The sequence below is a fragment of the Parathalassolituus penaei genome, from assembly GCF_026626885.1.
In the GTDB taxonomy this organism is placed as follows: domain Bacteria; phylum Pseudomonadota; class Gammaproteobacteria; order Pseudomonadales; family Oceanobacteraceae; genus Oceanobacter; species Oceanobacter penaei.
Genome location: NZ_JAPNOA010000016.1, coordinates 130,351 through 151,162, shown reverse-complemented (window position 1 = coordinate 151,162; position 20,812 = coordinate 130,351). Strand labels below are relative to the sequence as shown.

The following is a 20,812-nucleotide window of genomic DNA, read 5'->3' as shown; positions in this document are numbered from 1 at the left end:
CAGATCACAACCGCTGCCAACCAGACAGGGAGCCAGTTGGCAGCCGTGTGAATAATCCCGGGGACACTCCCCAAGGATTATTTCTTCAGAAACTTGTCCAGGTTGGCTGGAGTAACCAGTTCAAACGGAACCCATACTTTCTGGTCCACGTTCTGGCCACGAGCCAGTTTTACTGCTGCTTCGACGGCACCACGGCCCTGACCTACAGCACTCTGATACACAGACACGTCCAGATCACCGGCCTTGATAGCAGCCAGCGCATCCGGGGTCGCATCAATACCCGCTACGATCACAGAATCCATATTGCGACCACTGGCTTTCAGAGCCTGAATCGCACCAATCGCCATTTCGTCGTTGTTGGAGATCACGGCATCAAACTCAAGACCAGCAGACAGCCAGTTGGTCATCAGGTCGTTACCCTTGATACGTGACCATTCTGCTGTCTGTTCTGCCACGATTTTCATACCGGAGCAGTCCTTGTTCTTTTCAATAACGTCGTGAATGTCCTTGGTACGCTGGATGGCGGCCTGGTTCGACAGTTCACCCATCATCACAACGATGTTGCCCTTGCCTTTCATCAGACGGCAGACTTCTTCCGTCTGCATGGTGCCGGATTCCACTTCGTTGGAAGCCACAAACGCCTGGTTGTCCGGCAGCATGTCAACGTTCACCGGCTGGCGGTTTACGTAGATCAGAGGGATACCGGCAGCTTCAGCGTCTGCACTCATGGATACGGTGGCGTCAGTGTCGACAGGGTTAACGATGATGGCGTCTACGCCGGAGGCGATGAAGTTCTGGATCTGGTTAAGCTGGGTGCCAACTTCGTTCTTGCCGTCCTCGATCTGGACGCTGATCTTTTGCTCCTTGGCAGCGGCTTCAATACCGTTGCGAAGCGAAGTCAGGAAGTTGTCGTCAAAGAGTGCCATGGCCACACCAATCTTCAGTTCCCCTGCGGCTACAGGGTTCGCAAGAATGGCAGCAGTCAGTGCTGAAAAAACGAACTTTTTCATCTTGTTGTTATCCTCGATGGAGGGCACCGGTGCCCAATTTTTATTGTTTTCTTAGTTCCCGGCTTATGCCGCCAGTGGCGTTCAGGGATTGCCCCTGGCACTGATCAGCACATACGTTCCACGTTTTGAGCAAAATGGAACATGCATTCCAATTTGATCGTTGCAGCGATCTTTGTCAACCGTTTTTTTGTTCCATTCTGGTGAAAAAGTCAGCACGGCCCTACTGCCAGAGATGAGTGATTTCTTTCATATCTTCGCCGTAAAACCGCTCAAAAACTGGTCGTTTTTTAGCAAGGCAACACCCTAACCGATTCTGTCGGAAAATGTATAGTTCCTTTAAAATCAATTAGTTAATTGATTAACAATGTCTGATTGAAGAGCCATTCCCCCATTCTTGTATTCATGATGTAAAAACCTCAAATAACAGAACAAAAATCTCAAATGATAGTTTTTGAAAGCACATAACATCATCCTGACATCTTTCGTTTGACGCTCTCAAATCGCTGTTCCTAGTATCTGGACCACTCGTTAAGCCATAACAACAAAAACCGAACGAGAGACGATTCTCACCGATTCGCTGCGCTCGGTTCCCAACTCAAGGTAACCACTATGTCCAGTCTGACCCCACGTTTTGGCCTCAACCACATGGTTTGCCCAAAGCTCACCATTGCTGAATTCCTGGAAGTTGCTCACCAGCTGAAATCGGAAACCGTCGAGTTCCGTAATGACGTTGGCAGCAACAGCCTGACCGATCTCGAAACCGCTCGCGCCGCCGGTGCTCGCGCCAAAGAGCTGGGTATCACCGTGCTGAGCGTTAACGCGTTGTACCCGTTTAACGTATGGAATGAAGAACGCGAACAACAGGCCCGCGCCATGGCCGAACTGGCGCAGGCCGCCGGAGCCCTGGGTCTGGTGGTGTGTCCATTAAACGACGGCACCATGACAGAACCATCTGCTGAACGTACCGAAGCCCTGCACACCGCCCTGCGTGGATTAAAAGCAATCCTCGAAGAATTTGATCTGATGGGTTTTGTGGAGCCACTGGGTTTCCCGATTTCATCCCTGCGCTCCAAGCGTGAGGCGATTGAAGCCATTGATGCCATTGGTGGTGCCGACCGCTTCAAGCTGGTTCACGACACCTTCCACCACCGGGGTGCCGGTGAAGACGAATACTTCCCGGACCGTACTGGCCTGATCCACATTTCTGGCCTGGAAGATCCTGAAATCAGCTTCGACGACATGCTCGACAGCCACCGTCTGCTGGTTGGTCCGGCCGACCGTCTGGGTAACGTTGAACAGCTGCGCACCCTGCTGGCCGCCGGTTATACCGGCCCGGTGTCATTCGAGCCATTCTGCGCCGCCGTCTGGGACCTGCCAGACCACGTTGCCGCTGTTAACGACAGCATCCGTTTTGTGAACGAATCATTGGCCAAAGGCTGATTCTGACTGGCCTTTGTGAGCTGCTTTACCGCCTGACTGACAAGGGCCAGAAATTCCGTTCCAGACGATTGCAAAAACAGAACGTATATTCTAATCTGGCATTGACCTGATATACAGGTTCCGGAAAAAGCCCGGAGCCGTCACCGGCCAGGGCAAATAATAAAAAAGAGGCCAACATGAAAATCGCACTCGATCCTTATATGCATCGCCACCTGTCGTTGCCAGAAATCTGCCGCAAGACACGGGAACTGGGCTACGAGCATATTGAACTGTCACCACGCGCTGACTTCCTGCAGTGGTGGACCCGTCCACGCGTTTACCCGGAGCGTCTGAGTACCTTCAAACGCGCCATGCGTGAACACGGAGTATCCGTATCAACCCTGCAGCCAATGTACCGCTGGTCCAGTCCGTATAAGGATGAGTGGGAAATGGCGATGGACAACTGGAAACGTACCATCCAGATCGCCGTCGAACTCGATAACCCGCTGCTGATCTCCGAGTTTGGCCGCGGCGGCTCGCCTGAGCGTTCCGCCGCCGACCGCACCGGCACCCACACCGCCGAAGCCTGTGAGAACGCTTTCTGGCGCTCCATGGATGTACTGGTGCCAATCCTCGAACGCGAAGGCCTGGTGTTGAGTGTTGAACCGCACCCGGAAGACTGGGTTGAAGAAATCAACCCGGCAGTTGAGATCATCAAAACCATCAACTCCAGCTCCATCAAGGCGTCCTTTATTGCGCCGCACGCTTTCTATTATGGCGACGATCTGGCCACCAGCATCCGCGCCACCAAAGACGTGCTGGTTCACGCCCGTGTTGCCGACACCTTTAACCACAAGGCGTCCTCACAACTGCGTTACATCGTGAACCCACCAGGCTCCAAAGCCCGCGTGCACCAGCACCTCAACATGGGTGAAGGCGAAATCGACTGGGATGTGTTCTTCAAGACCCTCCACGAAGTCGGCTTCGACGGCGTGTTGTCCAGCTGCGTATTTGCGTGGGAAGAACGCGCCGAAGAGTCCTCTCGCTTCATGCGTGACAACATCCAGAAGTACGTCGACAAGTACTGGAAATAACGAGTTACCCCGTCCGGACAGAGCCGTGGTTTCGGCTGTTCTGCGGCCCTGCCCGGTTCGGGTTTTGAAACAACGATCAGAACGACCTGGGTTCGCACCCGCATAACAAATACAAGAAACAAGACAAATAAAAGAAACAAGACACTGCCAGCAGCTAACTGCTCAAGGACCAACAAGATGACTATTCGTATTGGCGTAATCGGAACCGGTGCAATTGGTGCAGACCATGCCCGTCGTATCAACCAGACCCTCACCGGTGGCAAGGTGGTTGCGGTAACCGACGTTAACCGTGAACAGGCCGAAGCCGTTGTGGACCGTCTGCAACTGGATGCCAAGGTCTATGACAACGGCCACGACCTGATCGCCGCCGCCGACGTAGACGCGGTACTGGTAACCTCCTGGGGCCCAACCCACGAAGAGTTCGTGGTTGCCGCCATCAAGGCCGGTAAATATGTATTCTGTGAAAAGCCACTGGCGACCACTGCCCAGGGCTGTTTCAACATCGTTGAAGCTGAACAGGCCGCAGGCAAGCGTCTGGTTCAGGTCGGTTTCATGCGTCCATACGACAGCGGTTACCGTCAGCTGAAAGCCTGTATTGATGCGGGCGACATCGGTGAACCCCTGATGATCCACGCCGCCCACCGCAACCCGACCGTGCCAGAGCGTTACATCACCGAAATGGCCATCCACGACACCCTGATCCACGAGCTGGATGTGTTCCGCTGGTTGCTGAACGATGACTACAAGTCAGCGCAGGTGATTTTCCCGCGCAAGACCCGTTACACCCACAGCCAGCTGGCTGACCCGCAAATCGTCCTGCTGGAAACCGTCAAGGGTACCCGCATCGACGTTGAAGTATTCGTGAACTGCCAGTACGGCTACGACATCCAGTGTTCGGTAGTGGGTGAAGAAGGTATCGCCAACCTGCCAGAACCACAGAGCCTGCTGATGCGTAAAGGCGCCAAGCTGTCCAACGAAATCCTGATGGACTGGAAAGATCGTTTCATCGCCGCCTACGACGTTGAACTGCAAGACTTCCTCGACGGCTGTAACGCTGGCCAGATGCGTGGCGCCTCCTCCTGGGATGGTCTGGCTGCTGCCGTGGCGGCCGACGCCTGCGTGAAAGCCCAGCAGACGGGTCAGATCGAAGCGATCGAAATGCCACCACGTCCGGCTTTCTACGCCTGATCCGTCATTGCTGTAAAACCCGCCGCCGGGCAGGCCAGCCCGGCGCGGTAACCCCACATCCGGAATGCTGTTCGTAAGCTCTTGCCCTGCGCTGCCTGGGCTGCACGCAGGGCTTTTTTGTATCTGTTGTCTGGCCACGCCCGGATAACTGTTCTGACGTCTCCGGACCACATCCGGATAGTCTGGAACAAATGTTTCAAAACGCGAAAAATGAAATAGAAATTAACGTTCGATCTGTTGTTTTTTTAGAATTTTCATTCTATTCTGGAGCAGATAAAACATCTGTTCCATAAGATTTCAAAATAGAAATAAGACATTGAAACAGATGGCTGGTGAACAACAAAGGCCGCCAATGGCCAGGTCACCGGCACTTACCAACAGGAACCTTGGCACCACTCCAATCAACTGGAATAGAGTGTCTGCAGGTTCCGATCAGGGGTCACGACAGGAGAACAATAAAATGAGTGCTGAAAAAGCGCTGGACCTGATTTGCCTTGGAAGAGCTGCAGTTGACCTGTACGGTGAACAGATTGGCAGCCGTCTGGAAGACATGTCCGGCTTCAACAAATACCTGGGCGGTTCGTCCGGCAACATGGCCTTTGGTACTGCCCGTCTGGGTCTGAAAAGCGCCATGCTGACCCGCGTTGGTGATGAACACATGGGCCGTTTTGTGCGCGAAGAACTGGCGCGCGCCGGTGTCGACACCAGCCATGTGATTACCGATACAGACCGCCTGACCGGCCTGGTGCTGCTGGGCATCAAGGATCAGGACACTTTCCCGCTGATTTTCTACCGCCGTGACTGTGCCGACATGGCCATTGACGCCGCCGACTTCAGCCCTGAATTCATCGGTTCCGCCAAGGCGCTGGTAATTACCGGCACCCACTTCTCCACCGAACAGACCCTCAACGCCAGCCTGACCGCCATTGAATACGCCAAGGCCGCTGGCACCAAGGTGGTTCTGGATATCGACTACCGCCCGGTGCTGTGGGGATTAACCAGCCTCGGTGACGGTGAAACCCGCTTTATTTCCAACGATGGTATCAGCCAGCACCTGCAACGCCTGCTGCCTCACTTCGACCTGATCGTGGGCACCGAAGAAGAAGTGCACATTGCCGGTGGCAGCACCAACACCATCGAAGCGCTGAACAAGATCCGCTCCGTATCCAAAGCCACCATCGTGCTGAAACTGGGCGCGCTGGGCTGCACCGTTCTGGATGGCGAGATTCCGGCCAGCATGGACGACTTCCAGGTATTCCGTGGTGTACGGGTCGACGTACTGAACGTCCTCGGTGCCGGTGATGCCTTTATGTCCGGCTTCCTGCGCGGCTGGATTCGTGGCGAATCCCACGAACGTTGCTGCGCCTACGCCAACGCCTGTGGTGCCCTGGTGGTATCCCGTCATGGCTGCGCTCCCGCCATCCCAAGCGGCGAAGAGCTGGACTACTACATCGAACATGCCCATGAGATTCCACGCCCGGACCGTGATGTTCACCTGAACTACCTGCACCGCGTGACAACCCAGCGCAACGCCATCGAATGGAAGGATCTCTGCATCCTCGCCTTCGACCACCGCAAGCAGCTGTTCGACATGGCCCGTGAAACCGGTGCCGACCCGGTACGCATCAAACAACTGAAGCGTCTGCTGGTACAGGCCACCGAAGAAGGCTCACGCCATATTGGCCAGAGCCAGGTCGGTGTACTGATCGACGATACCTACGGTCAGGATGCCCTCAACGACGTCACCGGTCGTAACTGGTGGATTGGTCGTCCGGTGGAATTCCCGAGCAGCCGTCCGATTGAACTGGAAGGTGGCCGCAGCATTGGCTCACGCCTGAAAAGCTGGCCACGTGAGCATATCGTCAAATGTCTGGTGTTCTACCACCCGGACGATGCTGTCGAGATGCGCGCCGCCCAGGAACGTCAGGTACTGGAACTCTGGAACGCCTGCTGTGAATCCGGCCACGAACTGCTGCTGGAGCTGATTCCACCGCGTGACAGCACCATTACCGATGCCGTGTACACCAGCTCAATCAAGCGTTTCTACAACCTCGGCGTCAAACCGGATTGGTGGAAACTGCCACCACAAAGCCCGGCCAACTGGCAGGCGATTTCCGACCTGATCGCCGAACGCGCACCACACTGCCGTGGCGTGGTGATGCTGGGTCTGGATGCTCCGGCCGACGAGCTGAAAAAAGGCTTTATGGACAGCGCTGGTTTCGACATCTGCAAAGGCTTTGCCATTGGTCGCACCATTTTCAGCGCCCCAAGCCGCAAGTGGCTGGCTGGAGAATACAACGACGAACAACTGATCAGCGCCATCGTGGCCAACTATCTGGAACTGGTCAAAACCTGGAAAGCCCGTAACGGCGAATAACCAAACCACATCACGGCCAGCCTTCGGGCTGGCCCAGAGCACCGTCACGAGAACTGACATGAAAACAATAAAACTCACCATGGCTCAGGCGGTTATCCGTTACCTGACTGCTCAGAAAACTGAAATCAACGGCGAAATCAAACCGATGTTCGCCGGTTGCTGGGCCATTTTTGGCCACGGTAACGTGGCAGGGCTTGGGGAGGCCCTGTACCAGGTTCGTGATGAGCTGCCGACTTACCGCGCTCACAACGAACAGGGCATGGCCCATGCCGCCATCGCCTACGCCAAAACCATGAACCGCCAGCAAATGATGGTCTGCACCGCCTCTGCAGGCCCAGGCTCGGTGAACATGGTGACCGCAGCGGCGGTTGCCCACGTCAACCGTATCCCGGTGCTGTTCCTGCCTGGTGACACCTTCGCTACCCGTATGCCTGATCCGGTGCTGCAACAGGTGGAAAACTTCCACGACTACACCCTGACCTCTAACGACTGCTTCAAGCCGGTGAGCCGTTTCTTTGACCGCATCACCCGCCCGGAACAGCTGCTGGCATCGCTGCCACAAGCCATGCGTGTGCTGACCGACCCGATCGAATGTGGTCCGGTGTGTCTGGCCATGCCTCAGGACGTTCAGACCATGGCGTTTGATTTCCCTGAAAGCTTCTTTGCCGAAAAGATTCACCGTCTGCGTCGTCAGGGCCCGGATGCCCGTGAGCTGGCCGATGCCGTGGCACTAATCAAACAGGCTCGCAAGCCAGTGGTAATCGCCGGTGGTGGTCTGCACTACTCAGGCGCGCTGAAAGAATTTGAACGTTTTGTATCGACCTACCATCTGCCCGTGGGTGAAACCCAGGCCGGTAAAGGTGCGCTGGCGTGGGATCACCCGCAGAACATGGGCACCATCGGTGTTACCGGTGCTGCATCGACCAACGATCTGTGTGCCGATGCCGACCTGATCATTGCCGTCGGCACCCGTCTGGGCGACTTCTCGACCGGCTCCCGTGCCATGGTCAATCCGGACGCCAAATTGCTGTGCCTGAACGTGGCCTCATTTGATGCCATCAAACACAAGGCCCAAGCACTGGTCGGCGACGCCAAACTGACCCTGCCACTGCTCGCCAACGCCCTCGGCGGCTGGCTGCCAAACGGTCACTGGATCGAACGTGCCGACAACCTGCGCACCCAGTGGCAGCGCAATGTGGATATCGCCACCACCGACCGTGGCACCGATCTGCCAACCGACGCCGAAGTGGTGGGTGCGGTTAACCGCGCCGCCAACCCGGACAAAGACATCGTTGTCTGTGCCGCCGGTGGTCTGCCAGGCGAACTGCAAAAGCTGTGGCGCACCCGTTACGACCGTGGTTACCACATGGAATACGGTTACTCCTGTATGGGTTACGAACTCGCCGGTGGCCTGGGTGCCAAGATGGCAAAGCCGGATTCCGAAGTGTACGTCATGGTGGGTGACGGCTCTTACCTGATGCTGAACTCCGAAATCGCGACCTCCGTGATGCTCGGTTACAAGATCATCATGGTGGTGCTCGATAACCGTGGTTACGGCTGTATCCACCGTCTGCAGCAATTCTGCGGTGGCCCGGGCTTCAACAACCTGCTGGAAGACTGCCTGACCGTTGAAGGTGGTGCACCCAAAACCGATTTTGCCGCCCACGCCGCCGCACTGGGTGCCCGTTCCGAAAAAGTGAACAACATTCGTGAACTGGAACAGGCGCTGGTACGTGCCAAGGACTCACCGGTCAGTTACCTGATCACCCTCGACACCGATGCCCTGAACACGACCAGCGAAGGTGGTAGCTGGTGGGATGTGGCGGTGCCGGAAGTGTCCCCACGCGCCGAAGTAAACGAAGCCCGTCGTCGTTACGAAAGCTTCAAAGCTCGCCAATTCAATAACCTGTAATTGCGCCCGACAAGATACGCGCCGACCCAAGCACTGGAGAATAATAATGAGCGTACGCATTGGCATTAACCCGCTGACCTGGACCAACGATGACCTGCCAACCCTGGGGGCTGAAACGCCACTGGAAACCTGCCTGAGTGAAGGCAAACAAGCCGGTTTTTCCGGTTTCGAGCTGGGCCACAAATTTCCACGCAAGGCCGACGTTCTGGGCCCGATTCTGGATGCCCACGGCCTCAATCTGGTATCCGGCTGGTGCAGCGGCAACCTGCTGACCAACAGCGTCGAGCAGGAAATCGAAGCCATCCGTGACCACCTGGAACTGCTGAAAGCGCTGGGCAGCAAGGTGATGGTGTATTGCGAAATCACCGGCTGTATCCATGGCCAGATCAACACCCCGCTGTCACACCGTCCACGCATGACTGAACAGCAGTGGGAAGAATTCCTCGGCAAACTCAATGCCGTGGCTGACTGGTGTATGGAACAGGGCGTGCAGCTGGCCTACCACCACCACATGGGCACCGTGATCGAAACCGAAGCCGAAGTGGATCGTATGATGCAGGGCACTGGCCCATCCATGGGTCTGCTGCTGGATACCGGCCACATGACCTTCGCCGGTGGCAACCCGATTGCCGTTCAGCAGCGTTATGCCGATCGTATCGTTCACGTGCACTGCAAGGACCTGCGTCCGAACGTGCTGGCCGATGCCAAAAACCGCGACATGAGCTTCCTGAACGCCATGTTGTCCGGTGTGTTTACCGTGCCGGGCGACGGTTTCATCGATTACCTGACCCTGTTCAAAGGCCTCAAGGCCTCCAACTACAGCGGCTGGCTGGTCGTCGAAGCCGAACAGGATCCGGCGGTGGCACACCCTCTGACCTACGCCACCCTGGGCGCCAACAACCTCAAGCGTTTCTGTGCCGAATCCGGCCTCGAACTGCAAGCCTGATCCCTGGAGCCAACCCCATTTACAGCGCGCGGCCAAGAAGCCGCGCCCGACGAGGAACAAACCATGCAAACTCTTGGTAACTTCATCAGCGGCCAGTCGGTGGCCAGCGACAGCGGCCGTTTTAGTGCCGTTTACAACCCGGCAACCGGCGAACAGACCAAACAGGTTGGCCTGTCGTCTGCTGACGAAACCCGTGCTGCCATTGCCTCCGCCCAGGAAGCCTTCAAAACCTGGAGCAAGGTAACCCCGCTGAACCGCGCCCGTGTGATGTTCAAGTTCAAGGCGCTGCTGGAACAACACGCCGACGAACTGGCCGAGCTGATCACCAGTGAACACGGCAAGGTGTTCTCGGATGCCAAGGGTGAACTGACCCGTGGTCTGGAAGTGGTGGAATTTGCCTGTGGTATCCCGCACCTGCAGAAAGGTGAACACAGCCTCAACGTTGGCCGTGGCGTCGACAGTATGTCGCTGATGCAACCACTGGGCGTGTGTGCCGGTATTGCACCGTTCAACTTCCCGGCCATGGTGCCAATGTGGATGTTCCCGGTCGCCATCGCCTGCGGTAACACCTTCGTGATGAAACCATCCGAAAAAGACCCGTCTACCCCGCTGCGTCTGGCTGAACTGCTGAAAGAAGCCGGTCTGCCGGATGGCGTGTTCAACGTGGTGAACGGCGACAAGGAATCGGTCGACGTGCTGCTGACCGACGAACGCGTACAAGCCGTGAGCTTTGTGGGTTCAACCCCGATTGCCGAATACATCTACTCCACTGCTTCTGCGCACGGCAAACGTGTACAGGCTCTGGGCGGCGCCAAGAACCACATGGTGGTGATGCCGGATGCTGATCCTGAACAGGTGGTAGGTTCCCTGATGGGTGCTGCTTACGGTTCTGCCGGTGAACGTTGTATGGCGATTTCCGTGGCCGTGTGTGTAGGCGACGAAGTGGCCGACAAACTGATCTCCCGCATGAGCGAAGAAATCGACCAGATGCGTGTAGGCCCTGGCATGGGTCTGGCTGAAGAAGCTCACATGGGCCCGGTGATTTCCAAGGAACATGCCGCCAAGGTGAAGGCTTACATCACCTCCGGTATCGAACAGGGCGCAGCTCTGATTCGTGACGGCCGTGAATTTGTCTACGCTGGCCACGAAAACGGTTACTTCGTTGGCCCAACCCTGTTCGACCACGTCAAACCGGGTATGCGTGTCTACAACGAGGAGATCTTCGGCCCAGTACTGTGCGTGGTACGTGTGAACAGCTACGCCGAAGCCGTGGCCCTGATCAACGCCCACGAATACGGTAACGGCACTGCGATTTTCACCCGTGACGGTGATACCGCTCGCCAGTTCTGCGAAGAAATCCAGGTGGGTATGGTCGGCGTAAACGTGCCAATCCCTGTGCCGATGGCGTTCCACAGCTTTGGTGGCTGGAAGCGTTCCCTGTTTGGCCCGCTGCACATGCACGGCCCGGACGGTGTGCGTTTCTACACCCGCATGAAAACCATCACCGCCCGCTGGCCAACCGGTCTGCGTGCAGGTGCCGAATTCTCCATGCCGACCATGAAGTAATCTGCGCAGTACTCAAAACGCCGGCATCCGCCGGCGTTTTGCCCTGTACCTTCTAACACATGCTCGAACATACGCTCGAACACGCACTACCCTGTGTATCCCCAGAAACGAGGAGCATCCCATGACAATAAAAAGAACCCTGCTCGCCTCTGTGCTGACTCTGGCTGCCGGCACCGCTTCGGCCACCAGCATCGGCGTCACCATGACCTCATTCGACAACCCGTTCCTGACCATTCTGCTCAACGGCATGAAAGAACAAGCCGCTGCATCCGGTGTTGAATTGCAACTGGAAGACGCCAAACTCGACGTCGGCCGCCAGCTGGATCAGGTCCAGAGTTTTATTGCCACCGGCGTTGACGCCATTATCGTCAATGCGGTTGACGGTGATTCCACCGTATCCATTACCCAGCAGGCGCGTGAAGCCGGTATTCCGCTGATTTACGCCAACCACCCACCGGCCGACGTCGACAAACTGCCGGAGCTGGCCAGCTTTGTCGGCTCCAATGAACTGGATTCCGGCACCCTGCAAACCCAAGAAGTCTGCCGCCTGTTAGGTGGCAAAGGCGATGTACTGGTGCTGATCGGCCCTCTCGAAAACCACGCCGCCCACACGCGCACCAAAGACATCGAACAGGTGATCAGCAGCGCCGACTGCAACGGTATGAAGATCGTCGACAAACAGGTTGCCAACTGGTCACGCACCGAAGCCTACGATCGTATGACCAACTGGCTGACAGAAGGCCTGCGCTTCGATGCCGTGATTGCCAACAACGACGAAATGGCAATTGGTGCCATCCAGGCCATGAAAGCCGGTGGTGTGGATATGAAAAAGGTGGTGGTTGCCGGTATCGACGCCACCCCGGATGGCCTCAAGTCCATGCAGGACGGCGATCTCGATATTACGGTGTTCCAGAACGCCACCGCACAAGGGATGGAATCGGTAAAAGCCGCCATCGCCATGAGCAAAAAACAGCCAACGGAGCGCAACATCTGGGTTCCGTTTGAACTGGTAACGCCATCCAACATTAAAAACTACATCCACTGACAGATCCCACAGGCGCACTACAGCGGTCCTGGTGGCCGCTGGCGCCACCACTCCGCTGCCTGCAAGCAAAACCACCAAGGCACGGAGAAACCCCATGAAACTCTATCTCGATGAACACTGCCCCAGCTGTATTGCGGCTGAAATGCTGGCCCACTACCACCAGCTGCCACTGCAGAAAGTCCACCCGTTAAACGACGACCTCGATACCCGCTACCAGCAACTGGACGCCCAGCCGTTACCGGTTCTGGAACATCCACAAGCCGACCTCACCGGTGGTCTTGATGTGGTGCAACTGCTGTCGAACCTGGGCAGCCCCCAACAGCCGTTGCGCGCCGGTCTGCCAGCCCGTCGTCAGCAACTGCTGAAACAGCTGGCCAGCGTTGATTACAACAGCAACTGCCTGCTGTTCCCGCGTTACCTGCAAGCCGGTTTTGCCAGCCTCGCAACCGAGTCAGCGCGCGAACATTTCCGCCAGCAGAAAGAAGCCCTGATCAACCAGACCTTTGCCCAGGCACTGGCCAACAGCAACCTGCACCTCCAGCGCCTGCAAACCGTGCTGGCGCAACTGCCAGCGCCGGACCTGCCGTCGGCATTTGGGCAGCGCTTGAGTGAAGATGATCTGGTGATTTTCCCGCGCTTGCGCAACTTCACCCTGCTCGCCGGATTACAGATGCCGGAGGTGTGGCAGCAGTATTTGCAGGAAGTCTCCGCACTGGCAGCGATTCCGTTGTTCCATGATCGCGCTTGTTGAGCGATGGCTGAGTTGTCGGCCCCCGAACGGGAGTCCCAAAAAACAAAACCCCGATGACGTTGCCGCCATCGGGGTTTGTTCAGAAGCACAGCGATGACCAATCATCGCCCGCAGGCCTGATCAGTGCGCGGTATCACCAGCGCCCTGGGCAGCCTGTTCAGCTTCGTGCGCCAGACGCTGCTGGTACAGGGCATCGAAGTTGATCGGTGCCAGCATCAGTGCCGGGAAGCCACCTTTAACCACCAGATTATCCACGCTCTCACGCACGTACGGGAACAGGATATTCGGGCACAGGGCACCCAGCATGGCTTTCAGCTGAGGCTCAGGAATGTTGTCGGCCAGGAACAGACCACACTGCATCACTTCAACCAGGAATGCAGTTTCGTCATCAGACAGGCTGGCAGTTACAGTGATCTTCACAAACACTTCGTAGTGACGGTCATCCACACGACGAGCACCGGTGTTCAGATCCAGTTTCACTTCCGGTTTCCACTCACGGGTGAAAACCAGCGGGGTGTTCGGAGATTCGAAGGATGCGTCCTTCACATATACGCGCTGCAGTGCAAACTGCGGCTGTTGGTTCTCTGCCATGATTATTCCTTATTTACGTACCACCGGGAGGTTCTGAGCGTTCCACTCCATCATGCCGCCACTCAGGCGCAGGGTGTTGAAGCCCTTCTCGTTCAGCATCCGGGCGGCAACAGACACGGTAGTACCGGTCTTGCACACCAGAATGATTGGACGACTCTTGTACTGATCCAGCTCGTTCATACGCTGGGCAAAGTTGCTGAACGGAATGTTCAGGGCATTGGCCAGGTGACCGGTGCTGAAATCTTTCTTGTCACGAATATCTACTACCACGGCATCCTGCTTGTTGATCAGGGTTGTGGCCATTGCCGCAGATACGCTGCCGCCGGAACGACGGGAGTTGTCCCACAACAGGGCTGCCAGGAACGCACCCCAGATACCCACCAGCCACCAGTGGTTACCAATAAATTCAATTACGTGATTCATGATTCTTGTCATCGCCGGTAAAAACGAGGGCGCAGTATAACGGTTTGATGGACGAGTGTCCTGCTTGCTGGCGCACAGCGGCAAGCTGTAACGACCAGCGCCATCCCCTCCTGCCACATCTGACCAGATACCAACAACAATCAGGGATCGCCGTGCCACCACAGGACTGCCGCGGGCTGGGCCAAAACGCCCGGATTTTGTACAATCGCCAGATTCGTCTTTTTGAACCGGTGCTATTGCTATGAATACTCGTCCAACACCCGTTGCCCTGATCATTCTGGATGGCTGGGGTTACCGTGAGGAAACCACCAACAACGCCATTGCCAATGCCAATACCCCGACCTGGGATCATCTGCTGGACTGTTTTCCAAACACCCTGATCCAGACTTCCGGTATGGCGGTGGGTCTGCCAGAAGGCCAGATGGGTAACTCCGAAGTTGGCCACATGAATCTTGGCGCCGGTCGCATCGTTTACCAGAACTTCACCCGTATCAACAAAGCCATCGACGATGGTGAACTGCAGCAGAACGCCGTTTTGTGTGCTGCCATGGACAAGGCCAAAGCCGCCGGTGGTGCCCTGCACTTCACCGGTCTGCTGTCGCCAGGTGGTGTTCACTCTCACGAAGACCAGCTGCTGGCGCTGCTGGAGATGGCCAAGGAACGTGGTCTGGAGCGTGTTTACGTTACCGGTATTCTCGATGGTCGCGACATGCCACCACGCTCTGCCGATGATTCCATTCGCAAGGTTGAAGCCAAGTGTGCCGAGCTGGGTAACGCCCGTCTGACCGGTATTGTTGGCCGTTACTTCGCCATGGACCGCGACAATCGCTGGGACCGTGTCAAAGCCGCCTACGAACTGATGACCGAAGCCAAGGCCGATTTCACCGCCGCTAACGGTATGGATGCACTCAATGCCGCTTATGAGCGTGGTGAAAACGACGAATTCGTCAAAGCCACCCGGATTGGCGAAGCCGCGCCGGTGGCAGACAACGACAGCATCATTTTCTTCAACTTCCGTCCGGACCGTGCCCGTGAACTGACCCGTGCCTTTGTTGACACGGCCTTCAGCGGCTTCGAACGTGCGGTAGTGCCAGCCCTGTCCGACTTCGTGATGCTGACCGAATACGCCGCCGACATTCAGGCCAACTGCGCGTTCCCGCCAGAAACCATGAGCAACAGCCTGGGTGAATACGTGTCCTCGCTGGGCATGAAACAGCTGCGTATCGCCGAAACCGAAAAATACGCCCACGTCACTTTCTTCTTCTCCGGCGGCCGCGAAGAAGAATACCCGGGTGAAACCCGTATTCTGGTCAACAGCCCTGATGTTGCCACCTACGACCTGCAGCCGGAAATGAGCGCGCCGGAAGTGACCGACAAACTGGTAGACGCCATCAAGAACGGCGGTTATGACCTGATCGTCTGCAACTTTGCCAACGGCGACATGGTCGGCCACACTGGTGTATACGAAGCAGCCGTCAAAGCTGCTGAAGCCATCGATGAAGCCCTGCGTCGGGTAACCGAAGCCGTGCTGGAAGTGGGTGGTGAGTGTCTGATCACCGCCGACCACGGCAACGCCGAAATGATGGTCGATGAAGAAGGCCGCGCCATGACCCAGCACACCACTGGGCCTGTGCACCTGATTTACGTAAACCAGCGTGAACAGGGCCAGATCAAGCCAGGCCGTCTGTGTGACATCGCTCCGACCCTGCTGTCCATGATGGGTATTCCACAGCCGGCCGAAATGACCGGTGAATCCCTGGTCAACTTCGGTTAATCCCATGTCTCAGCCACGTCCGTGGAAAACTCGATTAAACAGCAGCGCACTGGCGCTGCTGGCTGTTGCCCTGTTGGCCGGACAACCGGCCAGCGCGGCGGATAACAGTGCTGATGAAGCCCGCCTGGAAGAACTCAAGGTTGAGATCGCCAAGCTGCAGCAATGGCTGAATCAGGCCAGTGATGAACACAGCAAACTCAGTTCATCCATGCAAAAAACCGATAAGGACATTGACGAGCTGAGCCGCAAGATTGAAGAAACACGCCGCCTGCTCCAGGAGGAGCAGGCCCAGGTAAAAAAGTTGTACCAGGAGCAGGCGCAGCTCAATGAGCTGCAGGCTGCTCATCGTGCCCGCTTGCAGGCACAGGTTCAGGCGGCTTACCGCCTGGGCTCCAACAGCCCCGTCAAGTTATTGCTGAACCAGGACGATCCCGAACAAGCGCGACGGATGCTGACCTGGTTTGGTTATTTCAATAACGCCCGCATCCAGCAGATTGATACCGCCATCAGCGAATTACAGCGCCTTGAGCATATCCGCGAGGACATTGCCGCCGAAGAAGCTCGACTGCACCAGAGCGAAGCCGACCTGCTGCAACAGACCGACAGTCTTGCCACCAGCAAACAGGAACAACAGCGCCAGCTGGCCTCTCTGCAACAACAGATGCAAAACGAACAGCAACGGCTACGCAGCAAGGAAGCCGACCGCAAGCGTCTGGAATCCCTGTTGCAGGAAGTACAAACCCTGGTCGAAAAAAGCCCCCGCAAGAACGATGCCCGTCCATTTGCCAGCCTCAAGGGCCAATTGCCCAAACCGGTGGAAGGCAAACTGCTGGCCAGTTTTGGTACGCCGCAGAGTGAAGGCCCTGGCAACTGGCACGGCTGGCTGGTGTCAGCCCCGGAAGGCAGCAAGATCAAGGCTGTGCATCATGGCCGGGTGGTCTACGCCGACTGGTTACGCGGTTATGGTCTGCTGATGATTCTCGATCACGGCGATGGTTTCCTGACCCTCTACGCCCATACCCAAACGCTGCAATACGGCGTTGGTTCATGGGTCAATCAGGGCGATGTGATCGGAACTGTTGGCATGAGTGGTGGTCAATCTCAGGCTGGCCTGTACTTTGAAATCCGCAAGGGCGGACAACCCCAAAATCCGGCCAGCTGGCTGCGCCGAAAATAACCGACAACAGCCGCGCTGTTAGTGGCATTCCTCGTCAGTGGCACGTTAACAGCACGCCCGATTTGTGCCATGCTTTGTGCACTCTTTCTGTTGAGAATATTCATGCAAACCCTAGCCTCACGGCGGTTCGCCACCCTGCTCCTGTCACTGGTCCTGAGTAACGGTGTTTACGCGGAGTCGGCACCGACCAAAGCCGCTGCTGCCCCTGCAGAATCACAGGCTCAATTGCCTCTGGATGAACTGCGCAACTTCGCCGAAGTGTTCGAGCGAATCCGCAGCTCCTATGTCGAGGAAATCGACGACGAAACCCTGTTTGGTTATGCCATCAACGGCATGTTAACCGCGCTCGACCCACACTCCGTGTACATGCAGCCGGAAGACTTCTCCGACCTTCAGGAAACCACCTCAGGCAAGTTTGGCGGTCTGGGTCTGGAAGTGGGTCAACAGGACGGTCTGGTACTGGTCGTTACTCCGATCGACGACACCCCGGCGCAGAAAGCCGGTATTCGCACCGGCGACCTGATTGTCACCATTGATGGCACACCGGTGATGGGCGGTTCTCTCAACGACGCCATCGCCCGTATGCGTGGTGAACCGGGCACTCCGATCACCCTCGAAATCCGTCGTGAAGGTGAACAGAACCTGCTGACCTTCAAACTGACCCGTGCCGAAATCAAATCCGCCTCTGTCCGTGCCGAGCTGATGAGTGATGGTGTGGGTTACCTGCGTATTACCCAGTTCCAGCAGAACAGCGGCACTGAGCTGAAAAAAGCCCTGAAAAAGTGGCTCGACCAGAATGCCGTCAAAGGCCTGATTCTCGACCTCCGTAACAACCCGGGTGGGGTGCTGGATGCGGCTGTTGAAATTGGCGACATATTCCTGTCCAGCGGTGTGATTGTGTCCACCCACGGCCGTATTCCAAGTTCAGATCAGGTGTTTAACGCCACTGCCGATACCCTGGTGCCAAAACTGCCGATTATTGTGCTGATCAACGGTGGCTCGGCTTCCGCGTCTGAAATTGTCGCCGGTGCGCTGCAAGACCAGAAACGCGCCCTGATCCTCGGTACCCAGTCCTTCGGTAAAGGCTCCGTACAGAGCGTATTGCCGCTGGCCAACAACAAGGGCGTCAAACTCACCACCGCCCGTTACTTCACCCCGAGTGGCCGTTCGATTCAGGCGCTGGGTATCACCCCGGATATCTGGGTTGAACAGAGTGACGTGACCACCCGTGCCAAACCGCGCCTGATCAAGGAAGCCGACCTGCAAGGCCACCTCAGCAACCCGAACGACCAGGGTTCTGAAGCCAAACCGGCGGCGGACAAGAGCAAGGTGCCGGAAGGCAAGGCGCAAGATGCCAAAGCCAGTAAAGGCAAAACAGCCAATGACATGCCATCTGCCGAAGAGCTGCTGTCGAAAGACTTCCAGCTTTATGAAGCCCACACCCTGCTGCGCGGCATGACGCTGCTGTCGCAGGGCAAATGATCGGGGTTTGACGTGTCGCGTCTGTTATCCCTGATGACCCTTTGCAGCCTGCTCCTGACCTCTCAGGCGCAGGCTGGCAAGCTGATTCTGATTCTTGATGATATCGGCAACAACCATGCCCTGGGTGAACGCGCCGTACGTTTGCCTGGCCAGGTTAACCTCGCGTTTTTGCCACACACCCCATGGGCAGCACCTCTGGCCCGTGAGGCTTACCGCCGTGGTCACACCATCATGCTGCATGCACCGATGGCCAACACCAACGAATACAAGCTGGGCCCCGGTGCACTTACCGAAACCATGAATCGCCAGCAGATTGAATCCACCCTGCTCGACGACATCCGTGCCATTCCCTACGTGCAGGGCGTGAACAATCATATGGGCAGCTTGCTGACCCAGAATGCCAATGCCATGAACTGGGTGATGGGAGTACTGAGTCAGGAAGGGCTGTTTTTTGTGGATAGCCGTACCACCTCCAACAGTGTGGCGCTGGCTGAAGCACGCAAGGCCGGATTGCCGTCCACAGCACGGGATGTGTTCCTCGACAACGACCGCAGTCATGCGGCTCTGCATGCGCGTTTTGAAGAGGCCCTGAAACTGGCAGCCCAGCATGGCCAGGCCGTACTGATCGGGCATCCGTATCCGGAAACCCTGGATTATCTGGAGTCGGTATTACCCGCCCTGAACCAGCGCGGATTCTGGCTGGCAGGTTTGAGTCATGTACTGCCGGACCAACCTCCCAAACCACATGCACAAATGGTCGCTACTGCAGCCGGTAATCCGGGTAAACCCATGCCACCATTGGCATCCGATCTGCCCGCCTATCAAAAATCAGGACGAGCACCAGGCGCTACGGCTCAGCCGCTCATCATCAATGGCAAGCCGATGCCACCGCTGGCCAGTGACTTGTCGAACCGTGCACAGGATAACTCGCGTCCGGCCAACGGACAGAGCCAGGTCCCGCGTCCGGTAAAAGATTATGGCATTCCGGTAACCAATTTGCCGATGTCGACCAAGGCGTTTGCGGCCACCAGTGTCAGCCAGCATCCGCAGCAGAAACATTATTCGGACTACCCGATGCAGGCTCTGCCGGTGGGGGCTGAAATCATCCGCGATCCACGCAAGGAAGTCGCTTGCCCGGCCGGTAACGAAATTACTCCGCCAGCCAACTTCCACCAGTTGCTGATCCTGTCACAAGGATTCCAGGCGCACGAAGCTCAGCAAGGGCGTCCATAACCCGCGCCTGCGGACACTGCAACTCGTCTCCGGGCCGGTATTTACCGGTTCGGAGCAACACCCCTTTTACACCCGCCGCCTCAGCAGCCAACACATCGGTTAACCAGTCATCCCCCACCATCAGACAATCTTCGAGCCTGTAGCCCATGCTGACAGCAGCCTGCCTGAAAAAACCAGCCGCCGGTTTGCCCATCACCTCGGCCTGCCGACCACTGGCGTATTCCAGAGCTTTTACAAACGCACCGATGTCCAGCCGCGCCTGCTGTTCCGAATTGATGTAATAACGGGTCAACCCCAGCACCAGCCAGGGTGCCTGCGGGTTTTCCAGCAAAAACTGCAAACACTGGTTGAGCGTCTGGTAATCCCAGCCATTGCCAATATCGGCCAGCAGCAGTCCTTTGGCCTGTTGCCAGTCCTCGATCTGCCAGTGAGTAAATTCTGGCACCAGAGTTTCCGGCACCAGCACTTGCCAGTTCGTAAGCCCGCTATCGGCTATCTGTTGCCGCGCCATCGATGCCGGATTGATAACCATGTCGGCGGTTAACCCAACACCCGCCTGTGCCAGTCCGGCCGCCAACAACTCCGCCGCCATCTCCGCCGCCGTTGCACTGGCACGATTGGTCAGCAGACGATACGGAATGCCAGAGTTTTGCAGCCATAACAGGGTTTCGGCCGCTTCGGGCAATAACGCCCCTTGCCACCACAAGACACCATCAATATCGAGCAACACGGCTTTTTTCATAAGAACCTCGCTGACCATCACAACGAGGAAAAGACACCAGCCGCGAACGGGCTGGCGGTATCCTGCCCCGCCGACACACCTC

The 20,812-nt window shown here is 56.8% G+C and carries 17 protein-coding genes; 13 read left to right on the top strand and 4 right to left on the bottom strand.

All coding sequences use genetic code 11. The features are described 5' to 3' along the window. Window positions 1-77 precede the first annotated feature (77 nt). Window positions 78-1,010 carry a sugar ABC transporter substrate-binding protein gene (locus OUO13_RS03890; protein ID WP_283172537.1) on the bottom strand — a complete coding sequence of 311 codons (933 nt, stop codon included), beginning with the start codon at window positions 1,008-1,010 and terminating at the stop codon, window positions 78-80. Window positions 1,011-1,619: 609 nt separating this feature from the next. On the opposite strand from OUO13_RS03890, the gene OUO13_RS03885 reads away from it, so the two are divergent. The 9 genes from OUO13_RS03885 to OUO13_RS03845 all read left to right on the top strand — a co-directional run bounded on the left by OUO13_RS03885 (window position 1,620) and on the right by OUO13_RS03845 (window position 13,308). Further along, window positions 1,620-2,450, top strand: a complete 831-nt coding sequence (locus tag OUO13_RS03885; RefSeq protein WP_283172536.1) for a TIM barrel protein — start codon at window positions 1,620-1,622, stop codon at window positions 2,448-2,450. A gap of 176 nt (window positions 2,451-2,626) precedes the next feature. Beyond that, window positions 2,627-3,523: a sugar phosphate isomerase/epimerase family protein gene (locus OUO13_RS03880; RefSeq protein WP_283172535.1), complete on the top strand. Its 897-nt coding sequence runs from the start codon at window positions 2,627-2,629 to the stop codon at window positions 3,521-3,523. Window positions 3,524-3,700: 177 nt separating this feature from the next. Further along, the gene (iolG, locus tag OUO13_RS03875) at window positions 3,701-4,711 is read left to right on the top strand and encodes a bifunctional inositol 2-dehydrogenase/D-chiro-inositol 1-dehydrogenase (RefSeq protein ID WP_283172534.1); all 1,011 of its coding nucleotides are present in this window, start codon (window positions 3,701-3,703) and stop codon (window positions 4,709-4,711) included. Window positions 4,712-5,171: 460 nt separating this feature from the next. Further along, window positions 5,172-7,088: a bifunctional 5-dehydro-2-deoxygluconokinase/5-dehydro-2-deoxyphosphogluconate aldolase gene (locus OUO13_RS03870; protein ID WP_283172533.1), complete on the top strand. Its 1,917-nt coding sequence runs from the start codon at window positions 5,172-5,174 to the stop codon at window positions 7,086-7,088. A 58-nt stretch (window positions 7,089-7,146) separates the two neighbouring features. Next, on the top strand, window positions 7,147-9,000 hold the full coding sequence (gene iolD / locus OUO13_RS03865; protein WP_283172532.1) for a 3D-(3,5/4)-trihydroxycyclohexane-1,2-dione acylhydrolase (decyclizing): 1,854 nt from the start codon (window positions 7,147-7,149) through the stop codon (window positions 8,998-9,000). Window positions 9,001-9,046: 46 nt separating this feature from the next. After that, the gene (gene iolE / locus OUO13_RS03860) at window positions 9,047-9,946 is read left to right on the top strand and encodes a myo-inosose-2 dehydratase (RefSeq protein WP_283172531.1); all 900 of its coding nucleotides are present in this window, start codon (window positions 9,047-9,049) and stop codon (window positions 9,944-9,946) included. Window positions 9,947-10,009: 63 nt separating this feature from the next. Then, window positions 10,010-11,512, top strand: a complete 1,503-nt coding sequence (locus tag OUO13_RS03855; RefSeq protein WP_283172530.1) for a CoA-acylating methylmalonate-semialdehyde dehydrogenase — start codon at window positions 10,010-10,012, stop codon at window positions 11,510-11,512. Window positions 11,513-11,633: 121 nt separating this feature from the next. Beyond that, on the top strand, window positions 11,634-12,557 hold the full coding sequence (locus tag OUO13_RS03850) for a sugar ABC transporter substrate-binding protein (RefSeq protein WP_283172529.1): 924 nt from the start codon (window positions 11,634-11,636) through the stop codon (window positions 12,555-12,557). 94 nt (window positions 12,558-12,651) lie between these two features. Further along, on the top strand, window positions 12,652-13,308 hold the full coding sequence (locus OUO13_RS03845) for a hypothetical protein (RefSeq protein ID WP_283172528.1): 657 nt from the start codon (window positions 12,652-12,654) through the stop codon (window positions 13,306-13,308). A gap of 120 nt (window positions 13,309-13,428) precedes the next feature. Here the strand turns inward: OUO13_RS03845 and secB are convergent, their stop codons facing one another. Both secB and OUO13_RS03835 read right to left on the bottom strand, forming a co-directional pair. After that, window positions 13,429-13,899 carry a protein-export chaperone SecB gene (gene secB / locus OUO13_RS03840; protein ID WP_283172527.1) on the bottom strand — a complete coding sequence of 157 codons (471 nt, stop codon included), beginning with the start codon at window positions 13,897-13,899 and terminating at the stop codon, window positions 13,429-13,431. Between the two features lie 9 nt (window positions 13,900-13,908). Further along, the gene (locus OUO13_RS03835; RefSeq protein WP_283172526.1) at window positions 13,909-14,322 is read right to left on the bottom strand and encodes a rhodanese-like domain-containing protein; all 414 of its coding nucleotides are present in this window, start codon (window positions 14,320-14,322) and stop codon (window positions 13,909-13,911) included. 241 nt (window positions 14,323-14,563) lie between these two features. Here OUO13_RS03835 and gpmI point away from each other — a divergent pair, with 241 nt between their 5' ends. The 4 genes from gpmI to OUO13_RS03815 all read left to right on the top strand — a co-directional run bounded on the left by gpmI (window position 14,564) and on the right by OUO13_RS03815 (window position 19,988). Further along, window positions 14,564-16,096, top strand: a complete 1,533-nt coding sequence (gene gpmI / locus OUO13_RS03830; protein ID WP_283172525.1) for a 2,3-bisphosphoglycerate-independent phosphoglycerate mutase — start codon at window positions 14,564-14,566, stop codon at window positions 16,094-16,096. 4 nt (window positions 16,097-16,100) lie between these two features. Then, a complete protein-coding gene (locus OUO13_RS03825) occupies window positions 16,101-17,273 on the top strand; it encodes a murein hydrolase activator EnvC family protein (protein ID WP_283172524.1) in 1,173 nt (390 codons plus the stop codon). Window positions 17,274-17,375: 102 nt separating this feature from the next. Next, a complete protein-coding gene (locus tag OUO13_RS03820; RefSeq protein ID WP_283172523.1) occupies window positions 17,376-18,755 on the top strand; it encodes a S41 family peptidase in 1,380 nt (459 codons plus the stop codon). Window positions 18,756-18,767: 12 nt separating this feature from the next. Then, window positions 18,768-19,988: a divergent polysaccharide deacetylase family protein gene (locus OUO13_RS03815; RefSeq protein WP_283172522.1), complete on the top strand. Its 1,221-nt coding sequence runs from the start codon at window positions 18,768-18,770 to the stop codon at window positions 19,986-19,988. On the opposite strand, the gene OUO13_RS03810 is transcribed toward OUO13_RS03815, so the two are convergent. Beyond that, window positions 19,906-20,730, bottom strand: coding sequence for an HAD hydrolase-like protein (locus tag OUO13_RS03810; protein WP_283172521.1), 825 nt, complete (start codon window positions 20,728-20,730; stop codon window positions 19,906-19,908). The two genes, OUO13_RS03815 and OUO13_RS03810, sit on opposite strands and share 83 nt — an antisense overlap. Between the last annotated feature and the right edge of the window lie 82 nt (window positions 20,731-20,812).